We start from the raw sequence: 26299 nt of genomic DNA on the forward strand, positions 1-26299 counted from the left end.
TTTGAAACATCGACCAACGTTATGTTTAACCTTGCCCCGCCGCGCCCTCGGAAATTCGCTAGCATTCACCCGCCAGCAACAATACCGGGAACCGAGGGGCCATGAACCTGGACACACACGCCATCCGCATGCGCAGCCGCGCCAAGTCCCGCCCCGCCCCGGCGGCGCTGGCGCCGCGCGCCGCGAGGCCACGCCAATGAGCGAATGGAGCGAGATCAAGGCGCGCTTCAAGCGCCCGCTGAATGCGCTGTTCCTCTGCCTGATGCTGCTGATTTTGTCCCGCGATCTCTTCGACGCCGCGGCCAAGGCGTACCTGCCGCCCGATCCCGCCACGCTGCACGCCATCGCCGTGCGCGTGGACAGGTTGGCCGTATGCCCCTACTCGCGGACCGCCAGTTCCCGGCAGAACAGCGGCTACAGGCCCCTTTGCTATTTCTCGAACGACTATCCCGACGTGGCGTTCGAGGCGGGCGCCGTTGTGACCGGCCTCGTCCTGCCACGGACCTTGGAACTGCTGACCGACCGCGAGCCGAACGACCTGAAGAACGTCTACGAGGGCCAGATGTTCAGCGTGCACGTGCCCATCAGGGTTCATGGGGTGCGCCAGATGGACGGCAAGGTGTTGTGGGATCCGGTGGCCACCTACGATAGCGCCTGGTCCAACAAGCAGCGCAAGAAGGCGTATGCCTGGCTCGTGGTGCTGATCGCGCTGGGCTGCGCCGCCTACGCCTTCCTCAGGATCCGGGCGATCCTGCGCGATCCGCATCTATGACCTGACGGCCCGTCGCCCCGCCTGGCTCAGGTCCGCCTGGCCAGCCACACCGTCGCGTTGCCGCAAGCGGCGTCCCATTCGACGTGGCGCAATACCTCGAAGCCGTTGGCTTCGAGCAGCTCGCGGTATTCGGCGCTGTCCAGGCTGCCGTGATAAAGCGGCTGGCCGTCGAGCTGGCCAATGGCCTCGCCCAGCGTCGTACCGCTGGTGAACATCAGCGCCGCGCCCGGCGCGGCCAGGCGCCGGAACTGCGCGAACATGGGCCGCTGGTCCTCGGGCGACAGATGGAAGAAGCTGTGCCACGCGATCAGGCCGTCGAACGGCCCGGCGCAAGGCAGCTGGCGCATGTCGGCGGCGATCCAGGCCTGCTCGGGAAAGCGCGCGGCGGCGCGCGCCAGCAACGCGGTCGAACTATCGACGCCGGTAATCCGGCAACCGTGCTCGATCAGGTGGCCGGCGATCGGCATGCCGGTGCCGCAACCGATGTCCAGCACTCGCGGCGCGGCCGCCGGCAGCGCCGCCAGGAAATCCGCCAGCCACGCGCGCTCGATCAGTGTGTTGCCGCGGTCGCGCTCGAACGCCGCCGCATGCGCCTGGTACAAGGCCATCACACCGGCGGACAAGGGATGGGCCATGTGCGTCGTCTCCTGGCGTCGATCAGGTCTGGCACCGGCACCTGCCGGCCCTTGCCCATCATGCCACGCGCCGGAGGCTCCCGCCCGCGCATGACAGCGGCATGACGATCATGCCCCCGGCGTGCGGCATTCATACAGCTGATATTAAGGCATCGCCCCTACAATCGATTCAGACCGACGGGCCGGCCCCCACGCGAGTGCACGGCCTGAAACAGATGTTCACGCGCGTTTGCCGCCCGGCGGGAACCCGGCCCCGCTTGCGCCTATCCATATCCTGTCCGTTGCCTTCCGGTTCGTATCCCATGCCGTCTACCCCGCAGCTGCACCTTCCCGATCCGGGCGGAATCGTCATTCACGCCAGCGGCGCGCTGGCGATGGCGCAACATTTCCTGTCCGACCTGGGCCTGCGCGCCGCCGCCCACTGCCAGGCGCAACCCGGCGCCGCCGGCGCGCATGCCGCGCTCACCCCGGGTTTCGCCGCCAGCTACCTGCCCGGGCACGACACCACGGGCGTGGCGCGGGCACTGAGCCTGCGCACCGACGCCAACGACGCCGACCTCGATCGCGAGATCGTGCTGGCGATGCTGGCCAGCCCGGTCGCCTTCGCCTTTCCCACGGTCGCGGAACTGGAATCGGCCGTGCGCATCCGCCGCTACATCGTGCGCGCCGCCGCCAAAACGGCGCTGGCCTTCGACACTGAACACGCCGAGCGGCCCGAAGACTACTGGACCTACGACGAGGCGCGCGGCTTCACGGTGCTGCCGGGCCGCCCGCTGATCGACGGCCTGCGCAAGGCCACGCAACCCGAGGCCTCGGGCCAGCTGTACGCCTTCTCGTGCTATCGCGCCACCGAATACGTCACCGTGCTCGGCATCGCGCAGGAACTGCGCGATGCCAATCCCGAATTGGGCCAGCGCCTGCAACGCCAGTGGGAAACGCGCGCGGTCATGTCCGGCAGCTTTCACGAGACCTTCCTGCAGGAATACGGCGCGCTGGACGCGCCGCTGCCGCAGCGCTTCTACGTGCCGGGCGACCGGCTCTGGTTCCGCAATCCCGACGCCGCGTCCTCCGACGTCGAGGGCTACGAAGGCTCCTGGGTGTTCTACCTGGGCAGGGGCCTGTTCAACAATTTCTGGGAACGCGGCGCGCCCTACACGCTGGCCTCCAAGTGCGTCGAGATCTTCCACTGGCGCCATGGCCTGCGCGCCGACGCGGCCGGCAAGCCCTTCATCGACGAAGCCATCGTCAAGGAACATGTGCACCGGACGCTGGCCGACCCCGAGGCCACCGCTGCCGTCCTGGCGCGCATGATGCGGATCCGCGATCCGCAGGGCGTCTACGCCGAGGGCGGCTGCATCGACGCCACCCGCGAACGGGTGCGCTGGGTGCGTCCTGGCCACAGCGATATCGTGCTGCCCGACTTTCCCCGCCCCGCGGTGTCACGGTCCTTCGCGGCCTGACCCCGCATCACGCCGGCGCATCGCTTGACGCGCGGCGTTTCATGAAACATCATATGTTTCATGAAGCACACACTGTTCCGAGTGTCCTCGTGGAGCCGCCCATGACCTTTGCCCAAACCCCCGGCGCCTCGGACGACTATGCCGACCGCGTCGCCCGCCATGTGCCGGGCCTGCGCGACCTGCACCGCATGATCGGCGTGCTGATGGCCGAGCAGACGCCCGCCGACGGCCATCTCCTGGTGCTGGGCGCAGGCGGCGGCCTGGAACTGAAAGCACTGGCCGAAAGCGGCCCGCGCTGGCGCCTGGACGGCGTCGATCCCTCCACGGACATGCTGCGCCAGGCCCGCGCCACGCTGGGCGAGCTGGCGCCGCGCGCCACTTTGCGTCAAGGCTATATCGACGATGCCCCCGAAGGCCCCTACGACGGCGCGACCTGCCTGCTGACGCTGCACTTCCTGGGGCCCCAGGAACGCCTGCGCACGGTGCGTGAAGTGAGCCGCCGCCTGCGCCCCGGCGCCCCGTTCATCGTCGCCCACCACAGTTTTCCGCTGCAACGGCGCGATGCGTGGCTGACGCGCAATGCCGCCTTCATCACCGCCGCCGGCGTGCCGGCCGCGCAGGCGCGCGACGGCATGCAAGCGATGCGCGACAAGCTGCCCGTGCTGGATCCGCAGGCAGACGAGGCCATCCTGCGCGACGCCGGCTTTACCGATATCGAGCTGTTCTACGCCGCGCTGACGTTCAAGGGCTGGGTCTGCCGCAAGGCCTGACGGCACGCGCGGCGCCGGATCAGCCGCGGCCGAAATCCTTCTGCTTGAAATCGGTATCGCCGCGATAGCCATACAGGCGTGAAACCGCCTGGAAATCCTCGAGCGAGAAGCCGGCCCAGGAGTAGTTGCGGATGTTCTTCTTGCTCTGCGCATCGCGCACGTAGAAAGACAGCGAGGCCTTTTGCTCGGGCACGTTCACCGCCTTGTGCAGCGACGGCACGAATTCATATTGCGACGTGGGGTAGGTCTTTTTCACACCCAGCAACGTGCTGACCACGATCTCGGTTTCGCTGAAGGCATAGCGGTTCACGAGCACGTAGTCCTTGCGGACCGCCAGGAACACGACCAGCGCCAGCGCCACGGTGGCCAGGTAGAAGCCCGGCGAGTTGATATCACGATCGACGGTGTAGCGGTAGGCGTAATTGAATACCAGCGACAACAGGCCCACGGCGATGACCAGTTGCCCAAGCTGGGAAAACAGCCATTTGGCCTTGTTCTGGATGTTGACGATCAGCATTGCTAGGGTCCCTATGACGGTTGTTATTGGAAGCACGGGATTGGCAAGCGCGTAGTGTGCCGCAAGCCGACCCGCCGCAACCGCCGCGCCTACGCTTTGTTACCCCTTGGCCAATTGCTGCGCCAGGGCCAGCGCCTGCGCCAGGAACGGCGAGGCGTCGTCCTTGCGATAACTGGCGATCACCGGCGACACGAAGGCCTCGGCGTCGATGCGCACGTGGGCCACGTCGCGCCGTTGCAGGCGCTGCACCGAGGCCGGCACCACCGTCACGCCCAGGCCGGCCGCCACCAGGCCGATGGCGGTCTGCAATTCGTTGGCCTCCTGCGCCACCTGCGGCGCATGGCCAGCGGCGCGGAACAGGTCCAGCACATGGTCGGCGAAGTTGGGCCGCGGCCGGGCCGGATACAGCAGGAACGGCTCCTGCGCCAGCCGGTCGACCGACACGCTGTCGCAGCCGGCCAGCGGATGGCGCAGCGGCACGGCGGCCATCAGCGGCTCGGTCATCAGCACGCGGCGCTCGATCGCCGGGTCGTCCAGCAGGATGCGGCCGATGCCCAGGTCGATGCGGCCGGCCTTGAGCGCCTCCAGTTGCGGCAGCGTGGTCATCTCCAGCAAGCCGACCTCGACCTGCGCGTCAGCGCCGCGCAATTGCCGGATCAGCTCGGGCACGAAGCCATACAGCGTCGACGGCACGAAGCCGATGCCGAACCAGCGGCGCCGCGCCTGGCCCAGCCGGCGCGTGCCCTCCAGCACTTCGTCCAGCCTTGCGGTCAGCAGGCGCGACTGCTCCAGCAGGAACCGCCCGGCCTCGGTCAGGCGCAGCGCGCGGGTGGTGCGCTCGAACAGCGCCACGCCCAGTTCCTCTTCCATCTGGCGGATCTGGCGGCTGAGCGGCGGCTGCGCCATGTGCAGCGCTTCGGCGGCGCGGGTGAAGCTGCCCTCGCGCGCCACCGCCTGGAAGTAGCGCAGGTGCCTGAGTTCCATGGCTATCCAAACCCTATAGGTATAAATGGAGACCCATATAGTCTTGGACTTGGCCGTGTAACGCAAGCGATACTGCGCTTGCCCTGAAGAACCTGCTTTGGAAAGTATGAATCCAGTAACGATAAACTCGGTCGAGGCGATCCTGGTGGATCTGCCGACCATCCGCGCCCACCAGCTGGCCATGGCCGTGATGCAGCGCCAGACGCTGGTGATCGTGCGCCTGCGCTGCAGCGACGGCATCGAGGGCATCGGCGAAGCCACCACCATCGGCGGCCTGTCGTATGGCGAGGAAAGCCCGGAAGGCATCAAGCTGGCCATCGACACCTACCTGGCGCCGGCGCTGGCCGGCCTGGACGCGGCCAACATCCACGCCGCCATGCGGCGCCTGGAAACCGTGGCGCGCGGCAACCGCTTCGCCAAGTCGGCGCTGGAAAGCGCGCTGCTCGATGCCCAGGGCAAGCGCCTGGGCGTGTCGGTCTCGACCCTGCTGGGCGGCGCCGTGCGCGCCAGCCTGCCGGTGCTGTGGACCCTGGCCAGCGGCGACACCGCGCGCGACATCGAGGAAGCCGAGTCGCTGCTCGCCAGCCGCCGCCACAACACCTTCAAGCTCAAGGTCGGCCGCCGCGCCGTGGCCGACGATGTGGCCCACGTGTCGCGCATCAAGCAGGCGCTGGGCGAGCGCGCCCGCGTCACAGTGGACGTCAACCAGGCCTGGAACGAGGCCGACGCGGCCGGCGCCATCGCGCGCCTGGAAGCGGCCGGCGTCGACCTGATCGAACAACCCATCCCGCGCGCCAACCTGGCCGGCATGGCGCGGCTGGCGGCGCGCTTCGTGGTGCCCATCATGGCCGACGAAGCCATCAATGGCCCCGAGGACGCGCTGGCCATCGCCCGCCTGGGCGCGGCCGACGTGCTGGCGCTGAAGATCGCCAAGTCGGGCGGCATCCACGAAATGCTACGCACCGCCGCGGTCGGCGACGCCGCCGGCATGTCGCTGTACGGCGGCACCATGCTGGAAGGCTCGGTCGGCTCGATCGCCTCGGCCCACGGTTTTGCCTGCCTGCCGCGGCTGTCGTGGGGCACCGAACTGTTCGGCCCGCTGCTGCTCAAGGACGACATCGTCGCCAACCCGCCGCGCTACGCCGATTTCGCGATGGAGGTCCCCACCGGTCCGGGCCTGGGCCTGGAACTGGACGAAGACAAACTGGCTTTCTACCGCAGGGACCGCTGACGCGCCCTGCCCCCACGGCTGTTCCCGCGCGCCGGCCACGCATCGGCGCGCGGAAAAATAATTCAAGCACACGGAGACACGACATGGTTTTGCGCCACGCCTTCAAACACCTCGCCCGGGCCTGCATGGGCCTGGCCCTGCTCGGCGCCGCCGGCACCGCCCTGGCCGATAACTACCCCGACCGGCCGGTCAAGTGGATCGTGCCGTTCCCGCCGGGCGGCGCGATGGACAGCATCGCCCGCACGTTGGGGGAATCGATGGGCAAGCAGCTCAACACCTCGTTCATCGTCGAGAACCGCGCCGGCGCCGGCGGCAACATCGGCGCGGCCAGCGTGGCGCGTTCCAAGCCGGACGGCTACACCATCCTGATCGTGGCCAACGGCATGGCCGTGAACCCGGCGCTGTACGCCGACCTGAACTACGACCCGATCAAGGACTTCGCGCCGATCTCGCTGCTGGCGGTGGTGCCGAACGTGCTGGTCACCAACCCCGCGCGCAACGATGTGAAGAGCGTGGACGAAGTGATAGCCAAGGCCAAGGCGCAGCCCAACCACTACACCTACGCCTCGGCCGGCGTCGGCACCTCGATCCACCTGGCGGGCGAGCTGTTCGTCTCCATGGCCAAGATCGACATGCTGCACGTGCCCTACAAGGGCAGCGGCCCGGCCATCGCCGACCTGCTGGGCGGCCAGGTGGACTACATGTTCGACAGCGTAACGTCGGCCAAGCCGCACATCGAGGCCGGCAAGCTGCGCGCGCTGGCGGTGACCACCGCCAAGCGCTCGGCCGCGCTGCCCAACGTGCCCACCGTGGCCGAAAGCGGCCTGCCCGGCTACGAACTGATGCCGTGGTTCGCCGCCTTCGCGCCGGCCGGCACGCCGCCCGAGGTCGTGGCCAAACTGAACGCCGCCATGCGCCAGGCCCTGAACGAGCCCAAGGTCAAGGCGACGCTGGATTCGATCGGCGCCGAATCCATCGGCGGCACGCCCGACGAACTGCGCGACTACCTGGCCAAGGAAACCGCGCAGTGGAAGGTGCTGGTGAAGGAACGCAACATCAAGATCAACTGAGTCACGCGCGGACTCGGCGCGGGCGCGACACGCGCCCGCTGTGCGCCGGCCGAGGGAGTTTCCCCGGCCGGCGTTTTTGCGTCGGCTGTGCCGCTACGCCGGCGCCGCGGTCGTATCGAGCAAGTGATCGACAATCGCCAGGATCTGCTCGGCGGCCTCGGCAATGTGGTGTTCCAGCGCCGCCTCGGCCTCGCCGGCGCGGCCCTGGCGACAGAACGCGATCAGGGCGCTGTGCTCGTCGTGGGCCTGCTGGCGGATCGGCGCGTTGACGATCTGGAAGCGGAAGTAGCGTTCGGATTTTTCATGCAGCGCGCGCACCATGGCCAGCGCCGCCGGCCGCTGCGCGGCGCGGTACAGCAGTTCGTGCAGTTGCCAATTCAAGCGGCCCCACTGCTGCGGTTCGGCGCTGTCCATCCGCGCCACGATGCGCGCCGCCTCGTCCAGTTCCTCGGGCGTGTGCTGCGACACCGCCAGGCGCAGCAGCCAGGGTTCGAGCCGCAGGCGGATGTCGAAGAATTCCTGCACTTCGGCGCGCGACAGCATCGAGACGTAGGCGCCGCGGTGCGCGATCATGTCCACCAACCCTTCGGCGCTGAGCTGGCGGATCGCCTCGCGCACCGGCAGCCGGCTCACCCCCAGTTCCTCGGCCAGCAGTTCCTGGCGCAGGGCGGAGCCCGGCGCGATCGCGCCAGACAGGATGCGGTCGCGCAGTTCGTCGACCACCAGGTCGACGGCGGTCTTGCGCACCAGGCGACCGGCGGATCCGGCGGCGACGCGGGGTTGGGTGGCGCTGGCGGGAGAGGAATTCTGGGACACGTCACATCCGGTGGAAGATTCCGCCCGGCGGACGCCGGACGGCAGCGGATCCGCTCAACCTGCCCCACGCCCAGGAAAACCCCGAGAGACAGCCGGTGTCCGGAACCCGTTTAATGTGAGTATATTGGATCCATGATCCAGCAGAAATCGGCGCCCTTCCCGGGGCGCTGGTTCGGGGCCTTCGCGCCTCGTTTTTCTGGCTCTTTTATTTTGGATCCAATATCCAATCAATAGCCCGACAGTACAAACCGGGCGGATCACGCAACAGGAGCGGCAGCATGAGCATTCAATGGCAAGGCGTATTCCCCGCGGTCACCACCAAACTGAAGCCCGATTTCTCGCTGGACGCGGACGCCATCCGCCAGGGCCTGGAGCGCCTGATCGCCAATGGCGTGGGCGGCGTGGTGATGATGGGCATGGTGGGCGAAAACGCCCAGCTCGCGCCCGAGGAAAAGCTGGAGGTGCTGCGCATCGCGGTCGAGACCGTGCGCGGCCGCGTGCCGGTGGTGTCGGGCGTGGCCGAGACCGGCACCGCGCGCGCGGCGGCATTCGCGCGCCAGGCGGCGCAGATCGGCGTCGATGGGCTGATGGTGTTTCCCGGCCTGACGTACAAGTCGGACGAGCGCGAAACGGTGGCGTTCTACCGCGGCGTGGCGCAGGCCAGTCCCCTGCCCATCCTGCTGTACAACAACCCGCGCGGCTACGGCGTCGACCTGACGCCGGACCTGGTGGCGCAGTTGCTGGAGGAACCGACCATCGTCGCCATCAAGGAGGAATCCTACGACACCACCCGCGTGACCGACCTGATCACGCGCTTCGGCGACCGCCTGGCGGTGGTCTGCGGCGTCGACGACCTGGTGCTGGAAAGCGCCGCGCTGGGCGTGACCGCCTGGGTCTCGGGCATGGCCAACGCCGTGCCGAAAGCGTCGGTGGACCTGCTGCGGCTGGCGGTCGAAGGCGACTTCAAGCGTGCCCGCACGCTGTACGCGGCGCTCACGCCGCTGTTCCACCTGGACACCGTGGTCAAGCTGGTGCAGCACATCAAGCTGGCCGAGCACCTGATCACCGGCAGCGCCGAAACCGTCAAGCCGCCGCGCCTGGACCTGGCCGGCGCCGAACGCGAACGCACCCTCGCCATCACCCGCCAGACATTGGCGGATCTTTCAGCCCTGGGCTACTGATACCGGAGCCACCATGACCCGCACCCGCCTGCCCGCGCTGGCCTTCAGCGCCCTGTCCTTCCTGGCCTGCGCCACCGCCGCTCCCGCCGCGATGGCGGCCGACTATCCCAGCCGCTCGATGGAACTGGTGGTCGCCTACCAGCCCGGCGGCGGCAGCGACAACACCGCCCGCGCCATCGCCGAAGCGGTGCGCCCGCCGCTGCTGGCGCAGCCCACCGTGGTGATCAACAAGCCCGGCGCCAGCGGTTCGATCGGCTGGTCGTATGTGGCCAACGCGCAGCCCGACGGCTACAGGCTGGTGCTGATGACGCCCGAGATGCTGGTGGTGCCGCTGATGGGCATCGGCAAGACCACGGTCAAGGACTTCCAGCCCATCGCCCGCTTCACCGATGATCCGTCGTCGGTCACGGTGCGCGCCGACGCGCCGTGGAAGACGGTGGAGGAATTCCTGGACTACGCCCGAAAGAATCCCGAGCGGGTGGCGGTGTCCAACGCCGGCATCGGCACCGTGCCGCACATGGCGGCCGCGGCGCTGGGCGAGCAGACCGGCGTGAAGTTCGTGCACGTGCCCTACCAGGGTTCGGCGCCGGCCATCATGGGCCTGCTGGCGGGCGACGTGCAGGCCACCACGGTGGCCTATGCCGAACTGCAGCAGCACGTGGACACCGGCAAGCTGCGCACCCTGGCCGTGATGGCGCCGAAACGGCTCGACAACCTGCCGGACGTGCCGACCATGAAGGAACGCGGCGCCGACCTGCAGTTCAGCGTCTGGCGCGGCATCGGCCTGCCGAAGTCGGCCCCGGCCGACGCCATCGAGAAATGGCGCAACGCCGCGCGCCAGGTGGCGCAGTCGCAGGACTTCCAGGCGCTGATGCGCAAGCAGAACCTGACGCCGTCATACGCCGACCAACCGCAATTCGCGGCCGACGTGGCGCGGCAGGAACAGGCCTTCAACGCGCTGGTGCCGAAGCTGAACCTGAAACCCTGACGCGGCGAATCCGGACGTGGAAAACAAAAACCCCGGCTCCAGGCCGGGGTGGGAATCAGGTCTTACATGATGGGGCGTAGGCTTGCGCCCATTGGCAGCCATCACTCCACCGTCGCCCCCGATTTCTTCACCACCTCCGCCCAGCGCGGGATCTCCGTGGCCATCAGGGCGCGCAGTTCATCGGGCGTGCTGCCGACCAGCTCCATGCCCATGGTCTTGCCGAGCTTTTCCTGCACGTCGGGTTCCTTCAGGATCACGGCGATCTCGGCGGCGAGCTTGTCGAGGATGGGCTTGGGCGTGCCCTTGGGCGCATACACCGCCTGCCACGACGCCATCTGGAAGCCGGGCACGCCGGCCTCCTGCATGGTCGGCACGTCCGGGGCCAGCGAGATGCGGTCCTTGGTGGTGACGGCCAGCAGCTTGAGCTTGCCGGTCTGCAAGAGCGGCAAGGCGGCGGTCATCTGGTCGAACATGAAGGTGACCGCGCCCGAGGACACATCGACCATGGCGGGCGGCGTGCCCTTGTAGGGCACGTGCGTGAGCGGCACGCCGATCATGCCGGAGAACAGTTCGCCGGCCAGGTGGGTGGAGGTGCCGGCGCCGGACGACGCGAAGGTGCGCTTGGACGGATCCTTCTTGAGCAGCGCGATCAGGTCGGCCACCGAGTTCACGCCCAGGTTCGGGTCGACCAGCAGCACGTTCGGCAGATAGGCGATCAGCGAGACCGGCTCGAAGTCCTTGACCGGGTCGTACTTCAGGTTCTTGTAGAGGCTGGCGTTGATGGCGTGAGTGCTGATGGTGCCGCCGAACAGCGTGTAGCCGTCGGGCGCGGCCTTGGCCACGTAGGTGGCGCCGATGCCGCCGGCGGCGCCGGGCTTGTTCTCGACGATGACGTTCTGGTGCAGCCGGTCGCCCAGCTTCTGCGCCAGCACGCGGCCGACCACGTCGGTGGAGCCGCCCACGGTGAACGGCACCACGTAGGAAATCGGCTTCTGCGCCGGCCACTCGGCGGCCGTGGCCGGCAGCGCCCACGCGCCCAGCAGCGGTCCTGCCAGCAGCGCGGCCAGCGCGCTGCGACGTTGCTTGTTCATGCTTGTCTCCTGCCCTCTGTGTTTTATAGGCATGGGTCGCCGGCCGGACGGCCGGCGCCAGGGCTCAACGGCCCTGTTCTTTGCGCCACGCGGCGAATTTGTCCTTGGTGGCCGGGTCGGTGGGCGGATACAGGCCCAGGATCGAGGCGCCGGCCTGCACCTGGCTGGTGACGAAGTCCTCGAACGCGGTCATTTCCACCGCTTCGGCGGCGATCTCGTCGGCCAGGTGCGCCGGGATCACCACCACGCCCTCGCGGTCGCCCACCACGATGTCGCCGGGAAACACGGCCACGTCGCCGCAGCCGATGGGCGCATTGATATCCAGCGCCTGGTGCAGCGTCAGGTTGGTCGGCGCGGACGGCCGGTTGTGGTACGCGGGATAGCCGAGTTCGGCGATCTCGGGCGAGTCGCGAAAACCGCCGTCGGTGACCACGCCGGCCACGCCGCGCTTCATCAGGCGGGTCACCAGGATCGAACCGGCCGAGGCGGCGCGCGGGTCCTTGCGGCTGTCCATCACCAGCACCGCGCCGGGCGGGCAGGTCTCGACCGCGGCGCGCTGCGGATGGGCGCGGTCCTCGAACACCTTGATGGTGTTCAGGTCCTCGCGCGCCGGGATGTAGCGCAGCGTGAAGGCCGGGCCGACCATGTTGGGCAGCGTCGCGTTCAGCGGCCGCACGTCCTGGATGAACTGGTTGCGCAGGCCGCGCTTGAACAAGGCGGTGCACAGCGTGGCGGTGCTGATGCCGGCCAGCTTGGCGCGGGTGGCGGGATTCATGTCTGACACGGAAAACTCCAGGGAAAGCGATTCAGGGGATGGCGGGTTCAGAAGATTTCCGGTTCCGGCACGGGCGCGCCGAAGCTGGTCTCGAGGAAGTCGAAGTCGCAGCCCTCGTCGGCCTGCAGGATGTGTTGCGAGTACATCCAGCCGTAGCCGCGCTCGTAGCGCTTGGGCGGCGGCGTCCAGGCGGCGCGGCGCGCGGCCAGCTCCTCGTCGCTGACGTTCAGGTGGATGCTGCGGGCCGGCACGTCGACGGTGATCAGGTCGCCGGTCTTGACCAGCGCCAGCGGACCGCCGATGTAGGCTTCGGGCGCCGCGTGCAGGATGCAGGCGCCGTAGCTGGTGCCGCTCATGCGGGCGTCGGACAGGCGCAGCATGTCGCGCACGCCCTGCTTGACCAGCTTGGTGGGGATCGGCAGCATGCCCCATTCCGGCATGCCGGGGCCGCCTTGCGGGCCGGCGTTGCGCAGGATCATGATGTGGTCGGCGGTGACGTCCAGGTTCTCGTCGTCGACCGCGGCTTTCATGCTGGGATAGTCGTCGAACACCAGCGCCGGGCCGGTGTGTCGCAGGTACTGCGGGGCGCAGGCGCTGGGCTTGATGACGCAGCCGTCCGGCGCGATGTTGCCGCGCAGGACCGCCAGCGCGCCCTCGTCGTAGATGGCGGTGTCGAGCTTGCGGATGACGTCGTCGTTGTAGACCTCGGCGCCGGCGATGTTCTCGCCCAGCGTCTTGCCGGTGACGGTCATGGCCGACAGGTCCAGGTGCCCTTCCAGGCGCGACATCAGTGCCGGCAGGCCGCCGGCGTAGAAGAAGTCTTCCATCAGGTACTTGTCGCCGCTGGGCCGGATGTTGGCGATGACCGGCACCTTGCGGCTGGCGGCGTCGAAGTCGTCCAGGCCCACCGGATGGCCGGCGCGGCGCGACATGGCCACCAGGTGGATGATGGCGTTGGTGGAGCAGCCCATGGCCATGGCCACGTTGATGGCGTTCTTGAACGAGGCCAGCGTCAGGATGCGCTGCGGCGTCAGGTCGTCCCACACCATCTCGACCACGCGGCGGCCGCATTCGGCCGACATGCGCATGTGGTTGACGTCGGCCGCCGGGATCGACGAGGCCCCCGGCAGCGTCATGCCGATGGCCTCGGCGATGGCGGTCATGGTGCTGGCCGTGCCCATCGTCATGCAGGTGCCGTAGCTGCGGGCGATGCCGCCTTCGACCTCGGTCCATTGTTCCTGCGTGATCTTGCCGGCGCGGCGCTCGTCCCACAGCTTCCAGGCATCCGAGCCGGAGCCCAGGATCTTGCCCTTCCAGTTGCCGCGCAGCATCGGGCCGGCGGGCACGTAGACACAGGGCAGCCCGGCGCTGATGGCGCCCATCAAGAGGCCCGGCGTGGTCTTGTCGCAGCCGCCCAGCAGCACCGCGCCGTCCACCGGGTGGCTGCGCAGCAGTTCCTCGGCCTCCATCGCCAGCATGTTCCGGTACAGCATGGTGGTGGGCTTGACGAACGATTCGGACACCGAGATGGCCGGCAGTTCCACCGGGAAGCCGCCGGCCTGGAACACGCCGCGCTTGACATCCTCGACGCGCTGCTTGAAGTGGCTGTGGCAGGGGTTCAGGTCGGACCACGTATTGATGATGGCGATGATGGGGCGGCCGGCCCAGTCGTCGGGGCCATAGCCCATCTGCATCATGCGCGAGCGGTGGCCAAACGAGCGCAGGTCGTCCTTGGCCATCCAGGCGGCGCTGCGCAGGCTTTCGTAGGTGCGTTTCATAGGCGGGTGCGGGTCCAGGGATGCGAAAAGAGAAAGAGAAGAAATCGTTGACCGGACCATTTAAACACTAATACATTAGTGCGTCAGCTAGGTGAAAACCCGCTACACTCCGCTTCCACGACTGCCCCTTGCGATCGACCTTGACGACCGACGCTTCCGACCGACCTACCGAAAATTTCCCGGATTCCGCTCCGATGCCCAGCCCCAAGCTCAGACTGGACCGCTCGCGGCACGCCGCGCCCCAGGTCTTCGAACATCTGCGCGAACAGATCATGTCGCTGGCGCTGGCGCCGGGCGCGCCGCTGTCGCGCGTGGAGCTGGCCGAGGCCTACGGCCTGAGCCAGACGCCGATCCGCGACGCGCTCATGAAGCTGGCAGAGGAAGCGCTGGTCGAGATCTATCCGCAGCACACCACCGTGGTCAGCCGCATCGACATCGCCGCGGCGCGCCAGGCGCATTTCCTGCGGCGTTCGATCGAACTGGAAATCGTGCACCTTTTGGCGCAGAAACCCGATCCCCTGCTGGTCCAGCGTCTGCAGGCCAGCATCGACCGCCAGCGCGTCTGCCACGCCGCCGGCCAATACCAGCAGTTCATGGAAGCCGACCAGGCCTTCCATCGCGACATGCACACGGCCGCCGGCGTCACGGCGCTGTGGGACATGGAGCAGCGCTACAGCGGCCACGTCGACCGCCTGCGCCGCCTGCACCTGCCGGAAGCCGGCAAGGCCGAACGCATCATGGACGACCACCAGCGGGTGCTGGACGCCATCGCCGCCGGCGATGCGCCGCGGGCGCAGCAGGCGCTGCGCGAGCACCTGTCGGGCACCCTCAGCCAGGTGGCCGAGATCTGCAAGCGCTATCCGGACTACGTGCTGGCGCCCTACTCCAACGCATAACGCACGATGAGGGTCCTGCCGTCGCGATCGGCATGCACCAGCAGGCCCTCGCCCGCCGCGTCCAGCCCGAGCAGCCCGCGCTCCTGGTCGGGCGACAGCTGGAACGGCCGCCAACTGCGCCCCTGGTCGCGGGTGTGGAAATACGTGCGGGTGTATTCGCCAAACGAAAACAGGTGGTCGGCGTAGGTCTGGATCACCCAGCCGTTGCGGCCGAACCAGGCCTGCCCGATCCAGGTGGGCCGGCCCCGCACGTCGGGTGTGGCGGCCAGTTCGTGCCAGTTGCCCTGGTCCGGCTCCAGGCGAAAGATGCGGTTGCCATGGGTGGCATACACCGGCTGGCCCAGCACCGGGCGCGACAGCGGGTCCTGCGCCGGCACCGGCGCCACGTCATGGGTGATGCGGAATGCCGGCGACGCGCCGCTCTGGAACCGCACCTCGAAGCGCCGCGTCTCGATGCGCCGCGCGCCGCCATCGGCGGTGACGCCTTCGCGCCAGCTCCAGCCCACCGCGCGGTCGGCCGCCGCCGGGTACAGCGACCAGCCGTAGGCCAGTTGCTCGCCCGCGCCCGCCTGCTCATGAAAGGCCTTGGCGTAGCTGCCGGCATCGGGCCAGACCTGTTCGCGCAACCGCAGCGCCGACCAGCGCCGGGCGCCGTCTTCGCTCACCAAAAGGCGCTCGCCGTCCGCGCCGTCCTCCAGCGCCACGGCGCGCGCCTCGCTCAGGAACATGGTGTGCCGTTGCGGCGCGCCCAGCGCGACCTCCGGATCGTAGCGCCACGTGGCGCCCTGGTCGTCGGAACGCAGGACGTCCCGCGCGGCCGGTTGGTCGCCGTCGCCCGGACGGCGCAAGGTGCTGGTCACCAGATACAGAGTCTGGCCCGGCGTGCCGATGAGCGTCACGCCGGTGTCGCCGCCAATCGAACCCAGCAGCGCGTAGCGGCCGTTGTCGCGGCCGCCATAGACCAGGTTGCGGACCTCGCGCGAGGCCGCGCCAGCGCGCAACAGATCCAGCGCCAGGTCGGCCTGACCGGCGGCCAATGCCGGCGCGGTCCCCTGCGCCGACGCGCGCCGGGGTTCATGGCGCTCGGCCACGGCGGGCAGCAGCGCGTCCAGCACCGGCGCGCGGCCCAACCCGGCCAGGTCGCGCTCGCCCGAGATCAATTGACCGGTCAGGTACTGGTGATCGCCATAGCGGTACAGGCGCGTGCGCGAATAGCCGGCCAGCGGCGGGCCGTCGAGTTCGCCGATGACCTCGCTGCGCGTCAACGGCTGGCCTTCCGGCACCAGCTGGTGCAGGCCATAGGCCAGCAGGCCGGTCGCGGCAATCGCGGCCACACCCGCGAACCCCCTGATATTCATCGTGCTCGTCACTCCTGCGATGCGGGACAGCGCCAGACGTCGCCATGGGCGCCATCCGGACGGACGAGACTATACCTCCGCGCCGCACACCGCGCCGCGCTCCGGCTGTGACCGGATCTTTCTCTATACTGGGGCCACTCACACGGACGCCGCTCGGGAAACGCCCTCATGACAGCAAGGCAAGCGCTACACATACTGATCCTGGCCATGCTGGCGGGATCGGCCTGGGCCGAGCCGGCCGCCACGGCGGCGGACGCCTGCGCCGCGGCGCAGCGTGGCGGCAAAGCCGCGCAGGCCGACGCCTGCGCGGGCGCCAGCGTGCCGCGCGAGGCGGACAATACCGGTCTGGCGCCAAGCCCTGGCTCGGACTGGCAGCCGCTGGCCCCGCAAAGCATGCCGGGGGTGTTCTATGACGGCGCCTCCATCACGCAGCTGTCCGAACGGCCGGTGGTGATGCTGGCCACGGTGGCCTGGTTCTACGCCCAGCCACGGGTCTCCGAAACCAATGGCCAGCCCTATGGGTCGGTGACGCAGGCCGTGATCATGAACTGCAGCAACAATACCTACACCGTCACCGAGACCCAGCATTACGCCGGCCCCAACGCCACCGGCAGCCTGGTGGAATCGCTGCCCGTGGCGGGCATGTCGAGCGCGCCGGTGGTGCGCGACCCGGTGCAACGCTCGCTGCGCACCGTGATCTGCCCGGCCGACGGCCGCCGCGCGCCGCCCCAGGGCACGGCGGCGGGCAAGGACTAGGGCCTGCCGCGACCGCGCCGCGCGTCCTGGTCACGCGTCCGGATGTCCATGCGAGGCGCCTGTTGCATGGACAGGGCCTAGCCGCGCCAATAGCGGTAGAGCGCGCGCGCCGCGGCGTCCAGCGCGAAGCCGAGCGCCCCGATCAGCAGCACCATGGCCATCAGCTCCGAATAGGCCAGCCGGTCGCGCGTGTCCAGGATGAAATAGCCCATCCCCGCCGATACGCCCAGCATTTCGCACGGCACCAGCACGATCCAGAGAATGCCGATGGCCAGCCGCACCCCGGTCAGGATATGGCCCAGGACGCCAGGCAGGATCACGTGGCGCAGGGTTTCCCAGCGGGTCGCGGCCATGCTTTGCGCCAGCTGCAGCCAGCGCGCGTCCAGCTGCTGCACGCCTGCGGCCGTATTCAGCACGATGGGCCACACCGCGGCAAAGGCCAGCAGGAAATACACCGGGTCGTCGCCCACGCCGAACACCATCACCGCTATCGGCATCCACGACAGCGGCGAGATCATGCGCAGGAACTGCATGGCCGGCGACAACGCCGCCTCCAGGCGCCGGTAGCTGCCGATGGCCAGCCCGAGCGGCACGCCGATGGCCAGCGCCAGCCCCAGGCCAACGGCCACGCGCCGCAGGCTCACCAGCACGTGCAGCGGCAGATCCGAGCCGGTCAGCAGTTGCCACAGGCTGGCGAAGGTGGCGGCGGGCGCAAAGCGCCGCGCCATGCCGCCGGCGGGCGCCAGTACCTCGGTACCCAGCCACCACAGCGCCAGCAGCGCCGCCAGGCCGGCCAGCCCAAGCACGGCGCGCGCGGCCGGGCCGTCGCGCCGCGCGCGGGTGCGCGCAGGCACGGCGACGGGCTGCGCGCCGCCCGCGGCCAGCGACTGACGCGCCGTCACGCCCGCACCATCTCGGCCCGGCTGTACGACTCGGGAAAGCCGAAGCGTCCCAATCCGCCCGCCGCCTCGATGGCGCGCCTGACGTAGCGGTCGTCGACCAGCTCGGCGGCCGCCCGCGCCGGATCCAGGTTCACCAGAAAGCCGCGATCGGCCTCGATCACGGTGTCGCGCAGGCGCCGCACCAGTTCCTCGGTATAGCTGGGGAACGGGTATGGCTGGAAGTCGATGCGGCGCTCATCCCAGTCGGCGTGGCGGATCGCGCCGCTGGCCAGGTATTGCTCGCGGTCGGACGGCGGCGGCGCCAGCACCTTGCTCAAGGCCGGCAGGCCGTGCGGGGTGTAGCGGTTGATGCCTTCCTTGGACAGCAGCCTGGCGGTCTCTTCGCGGTTGTCGCGGATCCACAGCTGCGCCTGGACGATGGCGTCGACCACCTTCTGCGACCACTCGGGGCGCTGCTGCAGGTCGCGCTCGTGCATGAACACCACGCAGCAGGCGTGGTTGCGCCAGACGTCGCCGGTAAAGCGCAGCACCTTGCCCACGCCCAGCGTCTCGGCCACGGCATTGAAGGGTTCGGCCACGATGTAGCCTGCGATGCGGTTTTGCGCCAGCGCCGGCGGCATGTCGGCCGGCGCCATCACCACCAGGTTGACTTCGTTGGCGGCCGGCGCGCCGTCCTTGCGCGACACGGGCTCCAGGCCGTTCTCGCGCAGCAGGTATTGCAGCACCACGTTGTGGATGGAATACCAGAACGGGATCGCCACGGTCTTGCCGCCCAGCTGCTTGACGTCGTTGATGGCCGGCGCCACCGTCAGGCCCGAGCCGCCGACGTGGTTCCAGGCCACCACCTTGGCCGGCACCTGGCTGCCGAAGCGCGCCCACACCGTCATCGGCGACAGCAGGTGCACCACGTTGACCTGCCCCGAAATGAACGCCTCGATCACCTGCGCCCAACTGCGCAGCAGCGTCGGCTTTTCGGCCTTCACCCCGGCCTTGTCGAACAGGCCGTTGTTATGCGCCACCAGCAATGGCGCCGCGTCGGTGATCGGCAGGTAGCCGATGCGCACCGGGGCGTCGGGCTCGCTCTGCGCCCGCGCGTTGAACGCCGACAGCAGCGGCGCGGCGCCGCCCACCGTCAGCAGGGCCGAGAGTTTCAACCAGTCGCGACGCGACATGTGTTCAAGGCACATCGATAGACTCCTTGGCGGCTTGGCCGCGTGCGACCCGCAGCGCATCGCGCAGGCGGGTCAGGATTTCCAGGCGCAGCGCGCCCATTTCAGGCAAGAGATCGGCGCGCGGCTGCGGCAGGTCCACCGACCACACGCCCAGGATGCGTCCGGGCGCGCCGCCCAGCAGCACGATGCGGTCGGCCAGCAGCAGCGCTTCGTCGATATCGTGGGTGATGAGGACGGCGGCGGTATGGAAGTCGGCCACCACCTTGCGCAGCAACGCCTGCATGTCGCCGCGCGTGACCTCGTCGAGCGCGCCGAAGGGTTCGTCCAGCAGCAGCACCGCCGGCTGGCGCGCCAGGCAGCGCGCCAGCGCGGTGCGCTGCGCCATGCCACCGGACAGTTGCGCCGGCCGCAGGTGGCGCGCATGCGACAGGCCGACCTCGTCGATGGCCTGGTCGATCCGCAGGCGCCGTTCGGCCGCGTCCAGCACGGGCTGGTGGACGAAATCCAGGCCGAACGCGACATTGCGCTCCAGCGACAGCCACGGCAACAGGCTGGGATCCTGGAACGCCACCGCCACGCGCGGATGCACGCCGGTCAACGGCGCGCCCTCCATCAACAGCGTGCCGGCGCTGGCCGGCTGCAACCCCGCCAGCACCCGCAACAGGCTGGACTTGCCGGCGCCGCTGGCGCCCAGCACCGCCACCACCTCGCCCCGATCCAGCGCCAGGTCCACGTCCCGGAACACGTCCATGGACGCGCCGGGGTAGCGCAGCGCCAGCGCGCTGGCCTGCAACACGGGGCGCGGCGGCGCGCTCATGCGGCGCCCTCGGCCGCGAGCCGGGCCTGGCGCTTGGCCAGCTCGGTCTTGAGCTGCACCAGGCTGGGGGTGACGATGGGCAGGAAGGCTGCCTCGCGCCAGCGGCGCGCAAAACCGTCGCCAGCCGGTCTCAGGTAGGCCGCGCCGCCGCTGGCCTGCAGTTCCAGCTGCACTGCCTGGCTGGCGATCTCGGCCAGGGCGATGCGGCTCTCGAACAGCAGCCACGGTTCGGCCACGAAGCGTTCGCTGCGCACGCCGGCCACCAGGCGCGCGGTCACTTCGTCGAGCTGCCGCGCCAGCGCCTGCAGGGGTTCGGCGAGGATGCCGCGCGACGCCTGGCCCTGCCCGGCCTCGCCAGCCGCGCGCAAGGCGCGCCGCGCCAGGCCGATGGACAGGCCGCACTGCAGCCCGGCGAAGGCCGGCCGCGCTCGCGGCAGATACTGGCGCGCGTCCGGATGGATCAGCCATTCGGGCCCGATGCGTACATCGCGCACGTCCAGCGCCGCCGTGTTGCTGGACTGCAGCGCCAGCAGGTTCAGGTCGGCGCTGCGCGTCAGTCCGTCGATGTCGTGCGGCAAGGCCACCACTGCCGGCGTGCCGTCCGGCGACGAGACGGCCGCGGCCACCAGGAAGCCCTGCTTGCGCAGGTTGGTCACCCACGGCATGCGGCCGTCCAGCCGCCAATCCGTGCCGTCCTGGCGCGCGCCGATCTGCAGCGATTCGATGCCGCTGAGGAACTTCATGGCGTTCGACAGCGCCGTGGCGCCGGCCGTTTCGCCCGCCAGCAAGGGCGCCAGCCACGCCCGCGACAAGGCCGCGTTGGGGCTGCGCAGCAGGTATTCGATGAAAACGCGCTGGCCCCAGGCCACGAAGGCCGCGGCCACGGAATGCTCGGCCACCTGCGACACCGCCTCGATGGCGTCGCCGATATCGGTGCCCGGCGCGCCGCCCTGCTCGGCCGGCACGCCCAGGCGGAACACGCCCGCCTCGGCCAATCGCGGCAGGACCTCGGCGGCGTCATGGCTGCCGTCGTCCAGCGCGCCGGCATGGGCGTCGAGCCAGGCGGCCAGCCCGGGCGACAGGCGCGGGTCCGGTTGCCGCGCCGTCATTGCGCGCCGCTCCAGGCGTAGGCGCCCAACTGCTCGTTCAGTGGCGTCTGCGCCAGGTTGTTGCCGAAATTGCAGATGGTCGCCAACCCCACGCCGACGATCACTTCGAGCGCGTTGCCGTCGCTGTAGCCGGCCTCGCGCAAGGCTTGCAGCTCGGCGTCGCTGACGCGGCCGCGGGTACGGATCACGGCTTCGGTGAACGCGGCCAGCGCCTGCAGGCGGGCGTCGGGCAGCGTGCCTTGCGCGCGCAGCGCATCCACCACTTCGGGCGAGAGCTTGGCCTTGTTGCGCGCCAGCGCGGTGTGGCCGGCCACGCAGAAGGTGCAGCCGTGGCGGGTGCCGGCCACCAGTTGCACCACCTCGCGTTCCCGCAGCGTCAGCCCGGCGCGCGCGTTGATCTGCGACAGCGTCTGGTACGCTTCCAGCGCCACCGGCGCGTTGGCCAGCACGCCCAGCAGGTTGGACAGGTAGCCCGCGCCCTGTTCGGCGGCGGCCAGCGCGGCGCGGGTGGGTTCGGGGGCGCTTTGCGCGGTATGGACGGGCAGACGGGCCATGAAGGTCTCCAGAAGACTGTCAACGAAAACTCGATTGTGCGGGCGCCCCGCCCCGGGCGACAATGCACGGGGGTCGCAAGCTGATGCTCGATCCTATCGACTTTCAGCTATGCGCTTATAACCAGGCGCGATCGCCATCATCGCGCCAAACTGATCCGGTCGTTCCGCCATACCAGCGCGGCCGCCACTCGCCTGCCCTTGCCATGCCGCCCTCGCCCGCCCCGAACGCCGATCAAGCCGCCGTCGACGCCCTGCTGTTGTCGAGCCTGGAGGTGCAGTCCAGCTTGTATCACCTGGGGCAGTACTGCGGCAATTGGTCGGCCAGCACCAGCGGCCGGGCCCGCGCCAGTTTCCACCTGATCCTGCACGGCCGTTGCCGCGTCGACCTGGGGCCGGGCCAGGCGCCGCTGACGCTGGCGGCCGGCGACGGCGTGTTCTTCCTGCGCGACCTGCCGCACGCGCTGACGCCGCTGGACGCGCCCGGATCGGCCGCGCCGGTGTGTCGCGAGATGCGGCCGCTCCTGCCGCGCCAGCCCGACGGCACCGGGCTGGCCTGCGGCTTCTTCCAGTTCCGTCCCGGCCTGGCCGATCTGCTGGCCGATACGCTGCCCGACGTGCTGGTGCTGCGCGCCGACGATGCCCGCTACGCCAGCGCGCGCGGCGTGTTCGACCTGATCCTGGGCGAAACCCGGCGCGACGGCGGCGCCTCGACGGTGGTGCTGGAACGGCTCACCGACATGCTGGTCTTTTTCATGCTGCGCCACCTGGCGATCCACGACCGCCAGGCCCACGGCCTGTTCGTGCTGGCGCGCGACCCGGCCATGGCGGGCCTGCTGCAGGCGATCCTGGCGCGGCCGGCGGACCCCTGGAGCATGGACGACATGGCGCGCCACGTGCACATGTCCAAGGCCACCTTCCACCGCCGCTTCACGCTGCAAAGCGGCACCACGCCCGCGCAACTGCTGCAACTGCTGCGCATGCGCGTGGCGCGGCGCCTGCTCGCGCAAGGCCTGGCCATCGCCGAGGCCGCCGAACAGGTCGGCTACCGCTCGCAAGCCGCCTTCAGCCGCGTGTTCCAGCGCACCGAGGGCGTGGCGCCTTCGGCCTGGCGCAAGGGCTCGCCTTTGCCGGGCGCGCCCGGCTGAAGGCCGCCGCGCCCCTGCCTTGCGACCCCTCGCGTCCCGGCTCGCGGCGCCTTACGACAGCCCCAGCAACAGTTCCGCCAGCAACTGCGGGTGGGTGATGTGCGCCTCGTGCGGCGCGGCGATGTCGACCCAGTTCCAGCCCGATTGCGACTTCACCCATTGGCGCGAGGCCTCCAGCACTTCCAGTTCCGGCTGGGTGCAATGGATGTAGGTGCGCGGGCGGCCGTTGCCCACGGGATGCCGGAGGGTGAGCGGCGTGGTGTAGCTGGCCAGCGGATGCCGCGTCAGGCGACGCTTGACCCAGGCCTCGTCGGCGCTGCCGGGCTTGAATCCCCAGGCCGCCGGCAAGGGCTCGGGAATCGGCACGGCCAGGCCGTTGGTGGCCTTGGAAGCCGCGGCGATGCGCGCGTCGGCCTCGGCCTTCGGGTACACCGAAAACGCGTTCTGGCCGCTTTGCAGCACGATCGAATCGAAGTACACGAGGTGCGCCAGTCTTTCGGGAATGCGGTCGGCCACGCCCGAGATCGGGATGCCGCCGAAGCTGTGGCCCACCAGGATCACGTCGTTCAGTTCTTCGCTCTCGATCACCTGCACCAGGTCCTCGACGAAGGTGTCGATGGTGATGCCCTTGTGCAGCAGGTGGGCGCGGTCGCCCATGCCGGTGAAGCTGGGCGCGTGGACGCGATGGCCGGCCGCGCGCAGCCGCTCGGCCACCGGACGCCAGCACCAGCCGCCGTGCCACGAGCCGTGCGCCAGCACGTAGGTCTTGGCGCGGCCGGACGCGGGTTGGGCTGTAACTTGGGCTGCGGATTCCGAGGCGGGCCGCGCCACGCCGGCCGGCGCAGCCGCCAGGGCGGGCAGCCCCGCCGCCAGTTGCAACAAGGTCCTGCGGGAAATCATGCTCATGCCGCTTACACCTGTGCCAGGGCCTGGTCCAGGTCGGCCAGCAGATCGTCGATATGCTCGATGCCGATCGACAGGCGCACCGTTTCCTCGCGCACGCCCGCCTTCTGCAGCTCTTCGGGATTGAGCTGGCGATGGGTGGTGGACGCCGGATGCGTGGCCAGCGACTTGGCATCGCCGATGTTGACCAGTCGCGTGAACAGTTGCAGCGCATCCTGGAAGCGCGCGCCGGCTTCGCGGCCGCCCTTCACGCCGAAGGTGAACAGGCCGGGCGCCTTGCCGCCCAGGTACTTGCGCACCAGCGCGTGGTCGGGGTGATCCGGCAGGCCCGCGTAATTGACCCACTCGACCTTGGGGTGCTCGCGCAGGTAGCCGGCCACCTTGACCGCGTTCTCGACGATGCGGTCCACGCGCAGCGCCAGCGTCTCGATGCCCTGCAGGATCTGGAACGCATTGAACGGCGAGATCGCCGCGCCGGTGTTGCGCAGCGGCACCACGCGGGCGCGGCCGATGTAGGCGGCCGGGCCGAAGGCTTCGGTGTAGACCACGCCGTGGTAGCTGACGTCGGGTTCGTTCAGGCGCTTGAAGCGGGCCTTGTGCTCGGCCCAGGGGAACCTGCCCGAGTCGATGATGGCGCCGCCCAGGCTGGTGCCGTGGCCGCCCAGGTACTTGGTCAGCGACTGCACCACGATGTCGGCGCCGTGCTCGATCGGGCGCAGCAGGTACGGCGAGGGCACGGTGTTGTCGACGATCAGCGGCAGGCCGTGGCGGTGGGCCAGCTCGGCCAGCGCGGCGATGTCGGTGATGTTGCCCAGCGGGTTGCCGACCGACTCGGCGAAGATGGCCTTGGTGCGCTCGTCGATCTGCGCCTCGAAGGCGGCCAGGTCGCTCGGGTTGGCGAAGCGCGTGGTGATACCGTATTGCGGCAGCGTGTGGGCGAACAGGTTGTAGGTGCCGCCGTACAGCGTGCTGGACGAGACGATGTTGTCGCCCGCCTCGGCAATCGTCAGGATGGCGTAGGTCACCGCGGCCTGGCCCGAAGCCAGCGCCAGCGCGGCGATGCCGCCTTCCAGCGCCGCCACGCGCTGTTCCAGCACGTCGGTGGTCGGGTTCATGATGCGGGTGTAGATGTTGCCCGCCACTTTCAGGTCGAACAGGTCGGCGCCGTGCTGGGTGTCGTCAAAGGCGTAGGCCACGGTCTGGTAGATCGGCACGGCCACGGCGCGCGTGGTCGGGTCGGGCTTGTAGCCGCCATGCACGGCAATGGTTTCCAGCCGCCACTCGGGCTTCTTCGGTTCGGTCATGTGGTGCTCCTCGAAATGCGTTATCGGTAATAGGATCAGGCGGCGAACCCGCGCGCGGCGCGCAGGATGCGGTCGACGTCCCCATGATTGTTATAGGCGCCGACGGACAGGCGCACGTAACCATACTCCACGATGCTGGCCACCACGCCTTCGCGGGCCAGGTGCGCCAGCGCCGCGGCCGGATCGGCCACGCGCAATGCGGTGGTGGTGCTGCGCAGCGCCGCGTCGGCCGGCGATACCACCTGCAGGCCCTGGGCGCGCAAACCGTCGCTCAATGCAGCGGATAGCTCCAGTACCCATGGCTCGATGCGTTCGGGCCGTGCCCAATCGATCAGGTCCAGCGCCGCGGCCCAGCCGGCGATGCCGGGATAGTTCAGGTTGCCGGTTTCCAGGCGGCGGGCGTCGCCCGCGTCGGACACCCCCACCTGCCATTGCAGGCCGGTCTTGTCGAGCGTGGTGATTTCCGACGGGCCGACGTACAGCGGATCCAGCGCGTCGAGCAGGCGCGGCGACACGTGCAGCAGGCCCACGCCCAGCGGCCCCAGCATGCCCTTGTGGGCGCCGCAGGCGAAAGCGTCCACGCCCCACGCATCGACCTCGGCGCGCAACAGGCCCGCGCCCTGGATGCCATCGACCACCAGCCAGATGCCGCGCTCGGCGCAGCGCCGGCCCAGCTCGGCGATGTCGGTGCGCAGGCCCGTGCCGTATTGCACCCACGACACCGCGATCAGCCGCGTGCGCGCGTCGACGTGCTGCCACAGGTCATCGACCGTATAGCGGTGCGCGCGTGCCGACGGCACCCGCACCTGCACGCCGCGACGGCGCAGGTTGAGCCAGGGCAAGGCGTTGGTGGGATGTTCCTGGTCGTCGACCACCAGGTTGTCGCCTTCCTGCCAGGCCAGGCCCTGCGCCACGGTGTTCAGGCCCTCGGTGGTGTTCTTGGTGAAGGCCAGCCGGCGCGCGTCGCCGCCGATCAGCCGGGCCAGCCGCGCGCGCAGCGCGCCGGCATCGCGCAGCCATTGCGGCTTGTCGCTGCGGGCATGGGTGATGCCGTCGAAGAAGGCGGCCACGCCATCGGCCACCTTGGGCGCCAGCGGGCTGGTGTAAGCGATGTTGGCGTATGCCTTGTCGCGAGTGATGGGAAACCATTCCCGGAATTCGTCCTGCCAGCTCATGCGCAACCTTCTTCAATCATGCAACTTGGTATGGACGGATTCTAGGTATATGACGCGAATTTGGATAAGGCTAAGTTCTCATAACCATATGACGATACAGTCGCTCACGATTGCGGCGCGCGACCATAGAATTCATGCCT

26 protein-coding genes are annotated in these 26299 nt (G+C 69.3%); 10 read left to right on the plus strand and 16 right to left on the minus strand.

What is annotated here, in order from left to right; translation table 11 throughout:
• Window positions 1-196 precede the first annotated feature (196 nt).
• Window positions 197-772, plus strand: coding sequence for a hypothetical protein (locus ACVN9Z_RS22085; protein WP_024068950.1), 576 nt, complete (start codon window positions 197-199; stop codon window positions 770-772).
• Window positions 773-798: 26 nt separating this feature from the next.
• Here ACVN9Z_RS22085 and ACVN9Z_RS22090 read toward each other — a convergent pair whose 3' ends face one another.
• Complete coding sequence (locus ACVN9Z_RS22090; RefSeq protein ID WP_458212632.1) at window positions 799-1407, minus strand: class I SAM-dependent DNA methyltransferase; 609 nt, start codon at window positions 1405-1407, stop codon at window positions 799-801.
• 302 nt (window positions 1408-1709) lie between these two features.
• Here ACVN9Z_RS22090 and ACVN9Z_RS22095 point away from each other — a divergent pair, with 302 nt between their 5' ends.
• Both ACVN9Z_RS22095 and ACVN9Z_RS22100 read left to right on the plus strand, forming a co-directional pair.
• On the plus strand, window positions 1710-2867 hold the full coding sequence (locus tag ACVN9Z_RS22095) for a hypothetical protein (RefSeq protein WP_458212633.1): 1158 nt from the start codon (window positions 1710-1712) through the stop codon (window positions 2865-2867).
• Between the two features lie 101 nt (window positions 2868-2968).
• On the plus strand, window positions 2969-3637 hold the full coding sequence (locus tag ACVN9Z_RS22100; RefSeq protein ID WP_458212634.1) for a class I SAM-dependent methyltransferase: 669 nt from the start codon (window positions 2969-2971) through the stop codon (window positions 3635-3637).
• A gap of 19 nt (window positions 3638-3656) precedes the next feature.
• On the opposite strand, the gene ACVN9Z_RS22105 is transcribed toward ACVN9Z_RS22100, so the two are convergent.
• Window positions 3657-4154, minus strand: coding sequence for a hypothetical protein (locus tag ACVN9Z_RS22105; protein ID WP_458212635.1), 498 nt, complete (start codon window positions 4152-4154; stop codon window positions 3657-3659).
• A gap of 99 nt (window positions 4155-4253) precedes the next feature.
• Complete coding sequence (locus ACVN9Z_RS22110) at window positions 4254-5138, minus strand: LysR family transcriptional regulator (RefSeq protein ID WP_006385348.1); 885 nt, start codon at window positions 5136-5138, stop codon at window positions 4254-4256.
• 106 nt (window positions 5139-5244) lie between these two features.
• Between ACVN9Z_RS22110 and ACVN9Z_RS22115 the strand changes: the two genes are divergently transcribed.
• Both ACVN9Z_RS22115 and ACVN9Z_RS22120 read left to right on the plus strand, forming a co-directional pair.
• On the plus strand, window positions 5245-6369 hold the full coding sequence (locus ACVN9Z_RS22115) for a muconate/chloromuconate family cycloisomerase (RefSeq protein WP_054438002.1): 1125 nt from the start codon (window positions 5245-5247) through the stop codon (window positions 6367-6369).
• An 83-nt stretch (window positions 6370-6452) separates the two neighbouring features.
• The gene (locus ACVN9Z_RS22120; RefSeq protein ID WP_054505884.1) at window positions 6453-7439 is read left to right on the plus strand and encodes a Bug family tripartite tricarboxylate transporter substrate binding protein; all 987 of its coding nucleotides are present in this window, start codon (window positions 6453-6455) and stop codon (window positions 7437-7439) included.
• A gap of 93 nt (window positions 7440-7532) precedes the next feature.
• Here ACVN9Z_RS22120 and ACVN9Z_RS22125 read toward each other — a convergent pair whose 3' ends face one another.
• On the minus strand, window positions 7533-8255 hold the full coding sequence (locus ACVN9Z_RS22125) for a GntR family transcriptional regulator (protein WP_006385345.1): 723 nt from the start codon (window positions 8253-8255) through the stop codon (window positions 7533-7535).
• 278 nt (window positions 8256-8533) lie between these two features.
• Between ACVN9Z_RS22125 and ACVN9Z_RS22130 the strand changes: the two genes are divergently transcribed.
• Both ACVN9Z_RS22130 and ACVN9Z_RS22135 read left to right on the plus strand, forming a co-directional pair.
• Window positions 8534-9436, plus strand: a complete 903-nt coding sequence (locus ACVN9Z_RS22130; protein ID WP_006385344.1) for a dihydrodipicolinate synthase family protein — start codon at window positions 8534-8536, stop codon at window positions 9434-9436.
• 13 nt (window positions 9437-9449) lie between these two features.
• Entirely contained in the window at window positions 9450-10424 is a 975-nt protein-coding gene (locus tag ACVN9Z_RS22135) for a tripartite tricarboxylate transporter substrate binding protein (protein WP_024068955.1), read from the plus strand.
• 101 nt (window positions 10425-10525) lie between these two features.
• Here ACVN9Z_RS22135 and ACVN9Z_RS22140 read toward each other — a convergent pair whose 3' ends face one another.
• From ACVN9Z_RS22140 to araD, 3 genes are all read right to left on the minus strand, one after another.
• The gene (locus tag ACVN9Z_RS22140; RefSeq protein WP_024068956.1) at window positions 10526-11515 is read right to left on the minus strand and encodes a Bug family tripartite tricarboxylate transporter substrate binding protein; all 990 of its coding nucleotides are present in this window, start codon (window positions 11513-11515) and stop codon (window positions 10526-10528) included.
• Window positions 11516-11579: 64 nt separating this feature from the next.
• Complete coding sequence (locus ACVN9Z_RS22145; RefSeq protein WP_054472352.1) at window positions 11580-12290, minus strand: ribonuclease activity regulator RraA; 711 nt, start codon at window positions 12288-12290, stop codon at window positions 11580-11582.
• Window positions 12291-12337: 47 nt separating this feature from the next.
• Window positions 12338-14068 (minus strand): L-arabinonate dehydratase, encoded by a 1731-nt coding sequence (gene araD / locus ACVN9Z_RS22150; RefSeq protein WP_006385339.1) that lies wholly within the window; start codon window positions 14066-14068, stop codon window positions 12338-12340.
• Window positions 14069-14262: 194 nt separating this feature from the next.
• Here araD and ACVN9Z_RS22155 point away from each other — a divergent pair, with 194 nt between their 5' ends.
• Window positions 14263-14964, plus strand: a complete 702-nt coding sequence (locus ACVN9Z_RS22155; protein ID WP_006385337.1) for a GntR family transcriptional regulator — start codon at window positions 14263-14265, stop codon at window positions 14962-14964.
• Here the strand turns inward: ACVN9Z_RS22155 and ACVN9Z_RS22160 are convergent.
• Window positions 14949-16322: a hypothetical protein gene (locus tag ACVN9Z_RS22160; protein WP_024068958.1), complete on the minus strand. Its 1374-nt coding sequence runs from the start codon at window positions 16320-16322 to the stop codon at window positions 14949-14951. The two genes, ACVN9Z_RS22155 and ACVN9Z_RS22160, sit on opposite strands and share 16 nt — an antisense overlap.
• 168 nt (window positions 16323-16490) lie before the next feature.
• On the opposite strand from ACVN9Z_RS22160, the gene ACVN9Z_RS22165 reads away from it, so the two are divergent.
• The gene (locus ACVN9Z_RS22165) at window positions 16491-17078 is read left to right on the plus strand and encodes a surface-adhesin E family protein (RefSeq protein ID WP_024068959.1); all 588 of its coding nucleotides are present in this window, start codon (window positions 16491-16493) and stop codon (window positions 17076-17078) included.
• Between the two features lie 77 nt (window positions 17079-17155).
• On the opposite strand, the gene ACVN9Z_RS22170 is transcribed toward ACVN9Z_RS22165, so the two are convergent.
• Genes ACVN9Z_RS22170 through ACVN9Z_RS22190 form a run of 5 tightly spaced genes read right to left on the minus strand, consistent with a single transcriptional unit; the run spans window position 17156 to window position 21632 of the window.
• The gene (locus tag ACVN9Z_RS22170) at window positions 17156-17980 is read right to left on the minus strand and encodes an ABC transporter permease (RefSeq protein WP_081398483.1); all 825 of its coding nucleotides are present in this window, start codon (window positions 17978-17980) and stop codon (window positions 17156-17158) included.
• Window positions 17977-19167: an ABC transporter substrate-binding protein gene (locus tag ACVN9Z_RS22175; protein WP_006385335.1), complete on the minus strand. Its 1191-nt coding sequence runs from the start codon at window positions 19165-19167 to the stop codon at window positions 17977-17979. The genes ACVN9Z_RS22170 and ACVN9Z_RS22175 overlap by 4 nt, the downstream gene beginning before the upstream one ends.
• Window positions 19157-19969, minus strand: coding sequence for an ABC transporter ATP-binding protein (locus tag ACVN9Z_RS22180; RefSeq protein ID WP_006385334.1), 813 nt, complete (start codon window positions 19967-19969; stop codon window positions 19157-19159). The genes ACVN9Z_RS22175 and ACVN9Z_RS22180 overlap by 11 nt, the downstream gene beginning before the upstream one ends.
• Window positions 19966-21078 (minus strand): acyl-CoA dehydrogenase family protein, encoded by a 1113-nt coding sequence (locus ACVN9Z_RS22185; protein WP_020927829.1) that lies wholly within the window; start codon window positions 21076-21078, stop codon window positions 19966-19968. Before ACVN9Z_RS22185 ends, ACVN9Z_RS22180 begins: the two co-directional genes overlap by 4 nt.
• Window positions 21075-21632 carry a carboxymuconolactone decarboxylase family protein gene (locus tag ACVN9Z_RS22190; RefSeq protein WP_110135020.1) on the minus strand — a complete coding sequence of 186 codons (558 nt, stop codon included), beginning with the start codon at window positions 21630-21632 and terminating at the stop codon, window positions 21075-21077. Before ACVN9Z_RS22190 ends, ACVN9Z_RS22185 begins: the two co-directional genes overlap by 4 nt.
• A 203-nt stretch (window positions 21633-21835) precedes the next feature.
• On the opposite strand from ACVN9Z_RS22190, the gene ACVN9Z_RS22195 reads away from it, so the two are divergent.
• Entirely contained in the window at window positions 21836-22777 is a 942-nt protein-coding gene (locus ACVN9Z_RS22195) for an AraC family transcriptional regulator (protein WP_054438015.1), read from the plus strand.
• Between the two features lie 51 nt (window positions 22778-22828).
• On the opposite strand, the gene ACVN9Z_RS22200 is transcribed toward ACVN9Z_RS22195, so the two are convergent.
• The 3 genes from ACVN9Z_RS22200 to ACVN9Z_RS22210 are packed head-to-tail and all read right to left on the minus strand — an operon-like array spanning window position 22829 to window position 26159.
• On the minus strand, window positions 22829-23683 hold the full coding sequence (locus tag ACVN9Z_RS22200) for an alpha/beta fold hydrolase (RefSeq protein ID WP_020927832.1): 855 nt from the start codon (window positions 23681-23683) through the stop codon (window positions 22829-22831).
• Window positions 23684-23688: 5 nt separating this feature from the next.
• A complete protein-coding gene (locus ACVN9Z_RS22205; protein WP_049051112.1) occupies window positions 23689-24984 on the minus strand; it encodes an O-acetylhomoserine aminocarboxypropyltransferase/cysteine synthase family protein in 1296 nt (431 codons plus the stop codon).
• Between the two features lie 35 nt (window positions 24985-25019).
• The gene (locus ACVN9Z_RS22210) at window positions 25020-26159 is read right to left on the minus strand and encodes an aminotransferase class V-fold PLP-dependent enzyme (RefSeq protein ID WP_241116132.1); all 1140 of its coding nucleotides are present in this window, start codon (window positions 26157-26159) and stop codon (window positions 25020-25022) included.
• Window positions 26160-26299 lie beyond the last annotated feature (140 nt).

The sequence above is a fragment of the Achromobacter sp. KK8 genome, assembly GCF_054188005.1.

Excerpts from the sequence above, each read along its gene's own strand:
- ACVN9Z_RS22085 (WP_024068950.1), top strand. The coding sequence starts at position 197 with ATGAGCGAATGGAGCGAGATCAAGGCGCGCTTCAAGCGCCCGCTGAAT.
- ACVN9Z_RS22090 (WP_458212632.1), bottom strand. The coding sequence starts at position 1,407 with ATGGCCCATCCCTTGTCCGCCGGTGTGATGGCCTTGTACCAGGCGCAT.
- ACVN9Z_RS22095 (WP_458212633.1), top strand. The coding sequence starts at position 1,710 with ATGCCGTCTACCCCGCAGCTGCACCTTCCCGATCCGGGCGGAATCGTC.
- ACVN9Z_RS22100 (WP_458212634.1), top strand. The coding sequence starts at position 2,969 with ATGACCTTTGCCCAAACCCCCGGCGCCTCGGACGACTATGCCGACCGC.
- ACVN9Z_RS22105 (WP_458212635.1), bottom strand. The coding sequence starts at position 4,154 with ATGCTGATCGTCAACATCCAGAACAAGGCCAAATGGCTGTTTTCCCAG.
- ACVN9Z_RS22110 (WP_006385348.1), bottom strand. The coding sequence starts at position 5,138 with ATGGAACTCAGGCACCTGCGCTACTTCCAGGCGGTGGCGCGCGAGGGC.
- ACVN9Z_RS22115 (WP_054438002.1), top strand. The coding sequence starts at position 5,245 with ATGAATCCAGTAACGATAAACTCGGTCGAGGCGATCCTGGTGGATCTG.
- ACVN9Z_RS22120 (WP_054505884.1), top strand. The coding sequence starts at position 6,453 with ATGGTTTTGCGCCACGCCTTCAAACACCTCGCCCGGGCCTGCATGGGC.
- ACVN9Z_RS22130 (WP_006385344.1), top strand. The coding sequence starts at position 8,534 with ATGAGCATTCAATGGCAAGGCGTATTCCCCGCGGTCACCACCAAACTG.
- ACVN9Z_RS22135 (WP_024068955.1), top strand. The coding sequence starts at position 9,450 with ATGACCCGCACCCGCCTGCCCGCGCTGGCCTTCAGCGCCCTGTCCTTC.
- ACVN9Z_RS22140 (WP_024068956.1), bottom strand. The coding sequence starts at position 11,515 with ATGAACAAGCAACGTCGCAGCGCGCTGGCCGCGCTGCTGGCAGGACCG.
- ACVN9Z_RS22145 (WP_054472352.1), bottom strand. The coding sequence starts at position 12,290 with ATGAATCCCGCCACCCGCGCCAAGCTGGCCGGCATCAGCACCGCCACG.
- araD (WP_006385339.1), bottom strand. The coding sequence starts at position 14,068 with ATGAAACGCACCTACGAAAGCCTGCGCAGCGCCGCCTGGATGGCCAAG.
- ACVN9Z_RS22155 (WP_006385337.1), top strand. The coding sequence starts at position 14,263 with ATGCCCAGCCCCAAGCTCAGACTGGACCGCTCGCGGCACGCCGCGCCC.
- ACVN9Z_RS22160 (WP_024068958.1), bottom strand. The coding sequence starts at position 16,322 with ATGAATATCAGGGGGTTCGCGGGTGTGGCCGCGATTGCCGCGACCGGC.
- ACVN9Z_RS22165 (WP_024068959.1), top strand. The coding sequence starts at position 16,491 with ATGACAGCAAGGCAAGCGCTACACATACTGATCCTGGCCATGCTGGCG.
- ACVN9Z_RS22175 (WP_006385335.1), bottom strand. The coding sequence starts at position 19,167 with ATGTGCCTTGAACACATGTCGCGTCGCGACTGGTTGAAACTCTCGGCC.
- ACVN9Z_RS22180 (WP_006385334.1), bottom strand. The coding sequence starts at position 19,969 with ATGAGCGCGCCGCCGCGCCCCGTGTTGCAGGCCAGCGCGCTGGCGCTG.
- ACVN9Z_RS22185 (WP_020927829.1), bottom strand. The coding sequence starts at position 21,078 with ATGACGGCGCGGCAACCGGACCCGCGCCTGTCGCCCGGGCTGGCCGCC.
- ACVN9Z_RS22190 (WP_110135020.1), bottom strand. The coding sequence starts at position 21,632 with ATGGCCCGTCTGCCCGTCCATACCGCGCAAAGCGCCCCCGAACCCACC.
- ACVN9Z_RS22195 (WP_054438015.1), top strand. The coding sequence starts at position 21,836 with ATGCCGCCCTCGCCCGCCCCGAACGCCGATCAAGCCGCCGTCGACGCC.
- ACVN9Z_RS22200 (WP_020927832.1), bottom strand. The coding sequence starts at position 23,683 with ATGAGCATGATTTCCCGCAGGACCTTGTTGCAACTGGCGGCGGGGCTG.
- ACVN9Z_RS22205 (WP_049051112.1), bottom strand. The coding sequence starts at position 24,984 with ATGACCGAACCGAAGAAGCCCGAGTGGCGGCTGGAAACCATTGCCGTG.
- ACVN9Z_RS22210 (WP_241116132.1), bottom strand. The coding sequence starts at position 26,159 with ATGAGCTGGCAGGACGAATTCCGGGAATGGTTTCCCATCACTCGCGAC.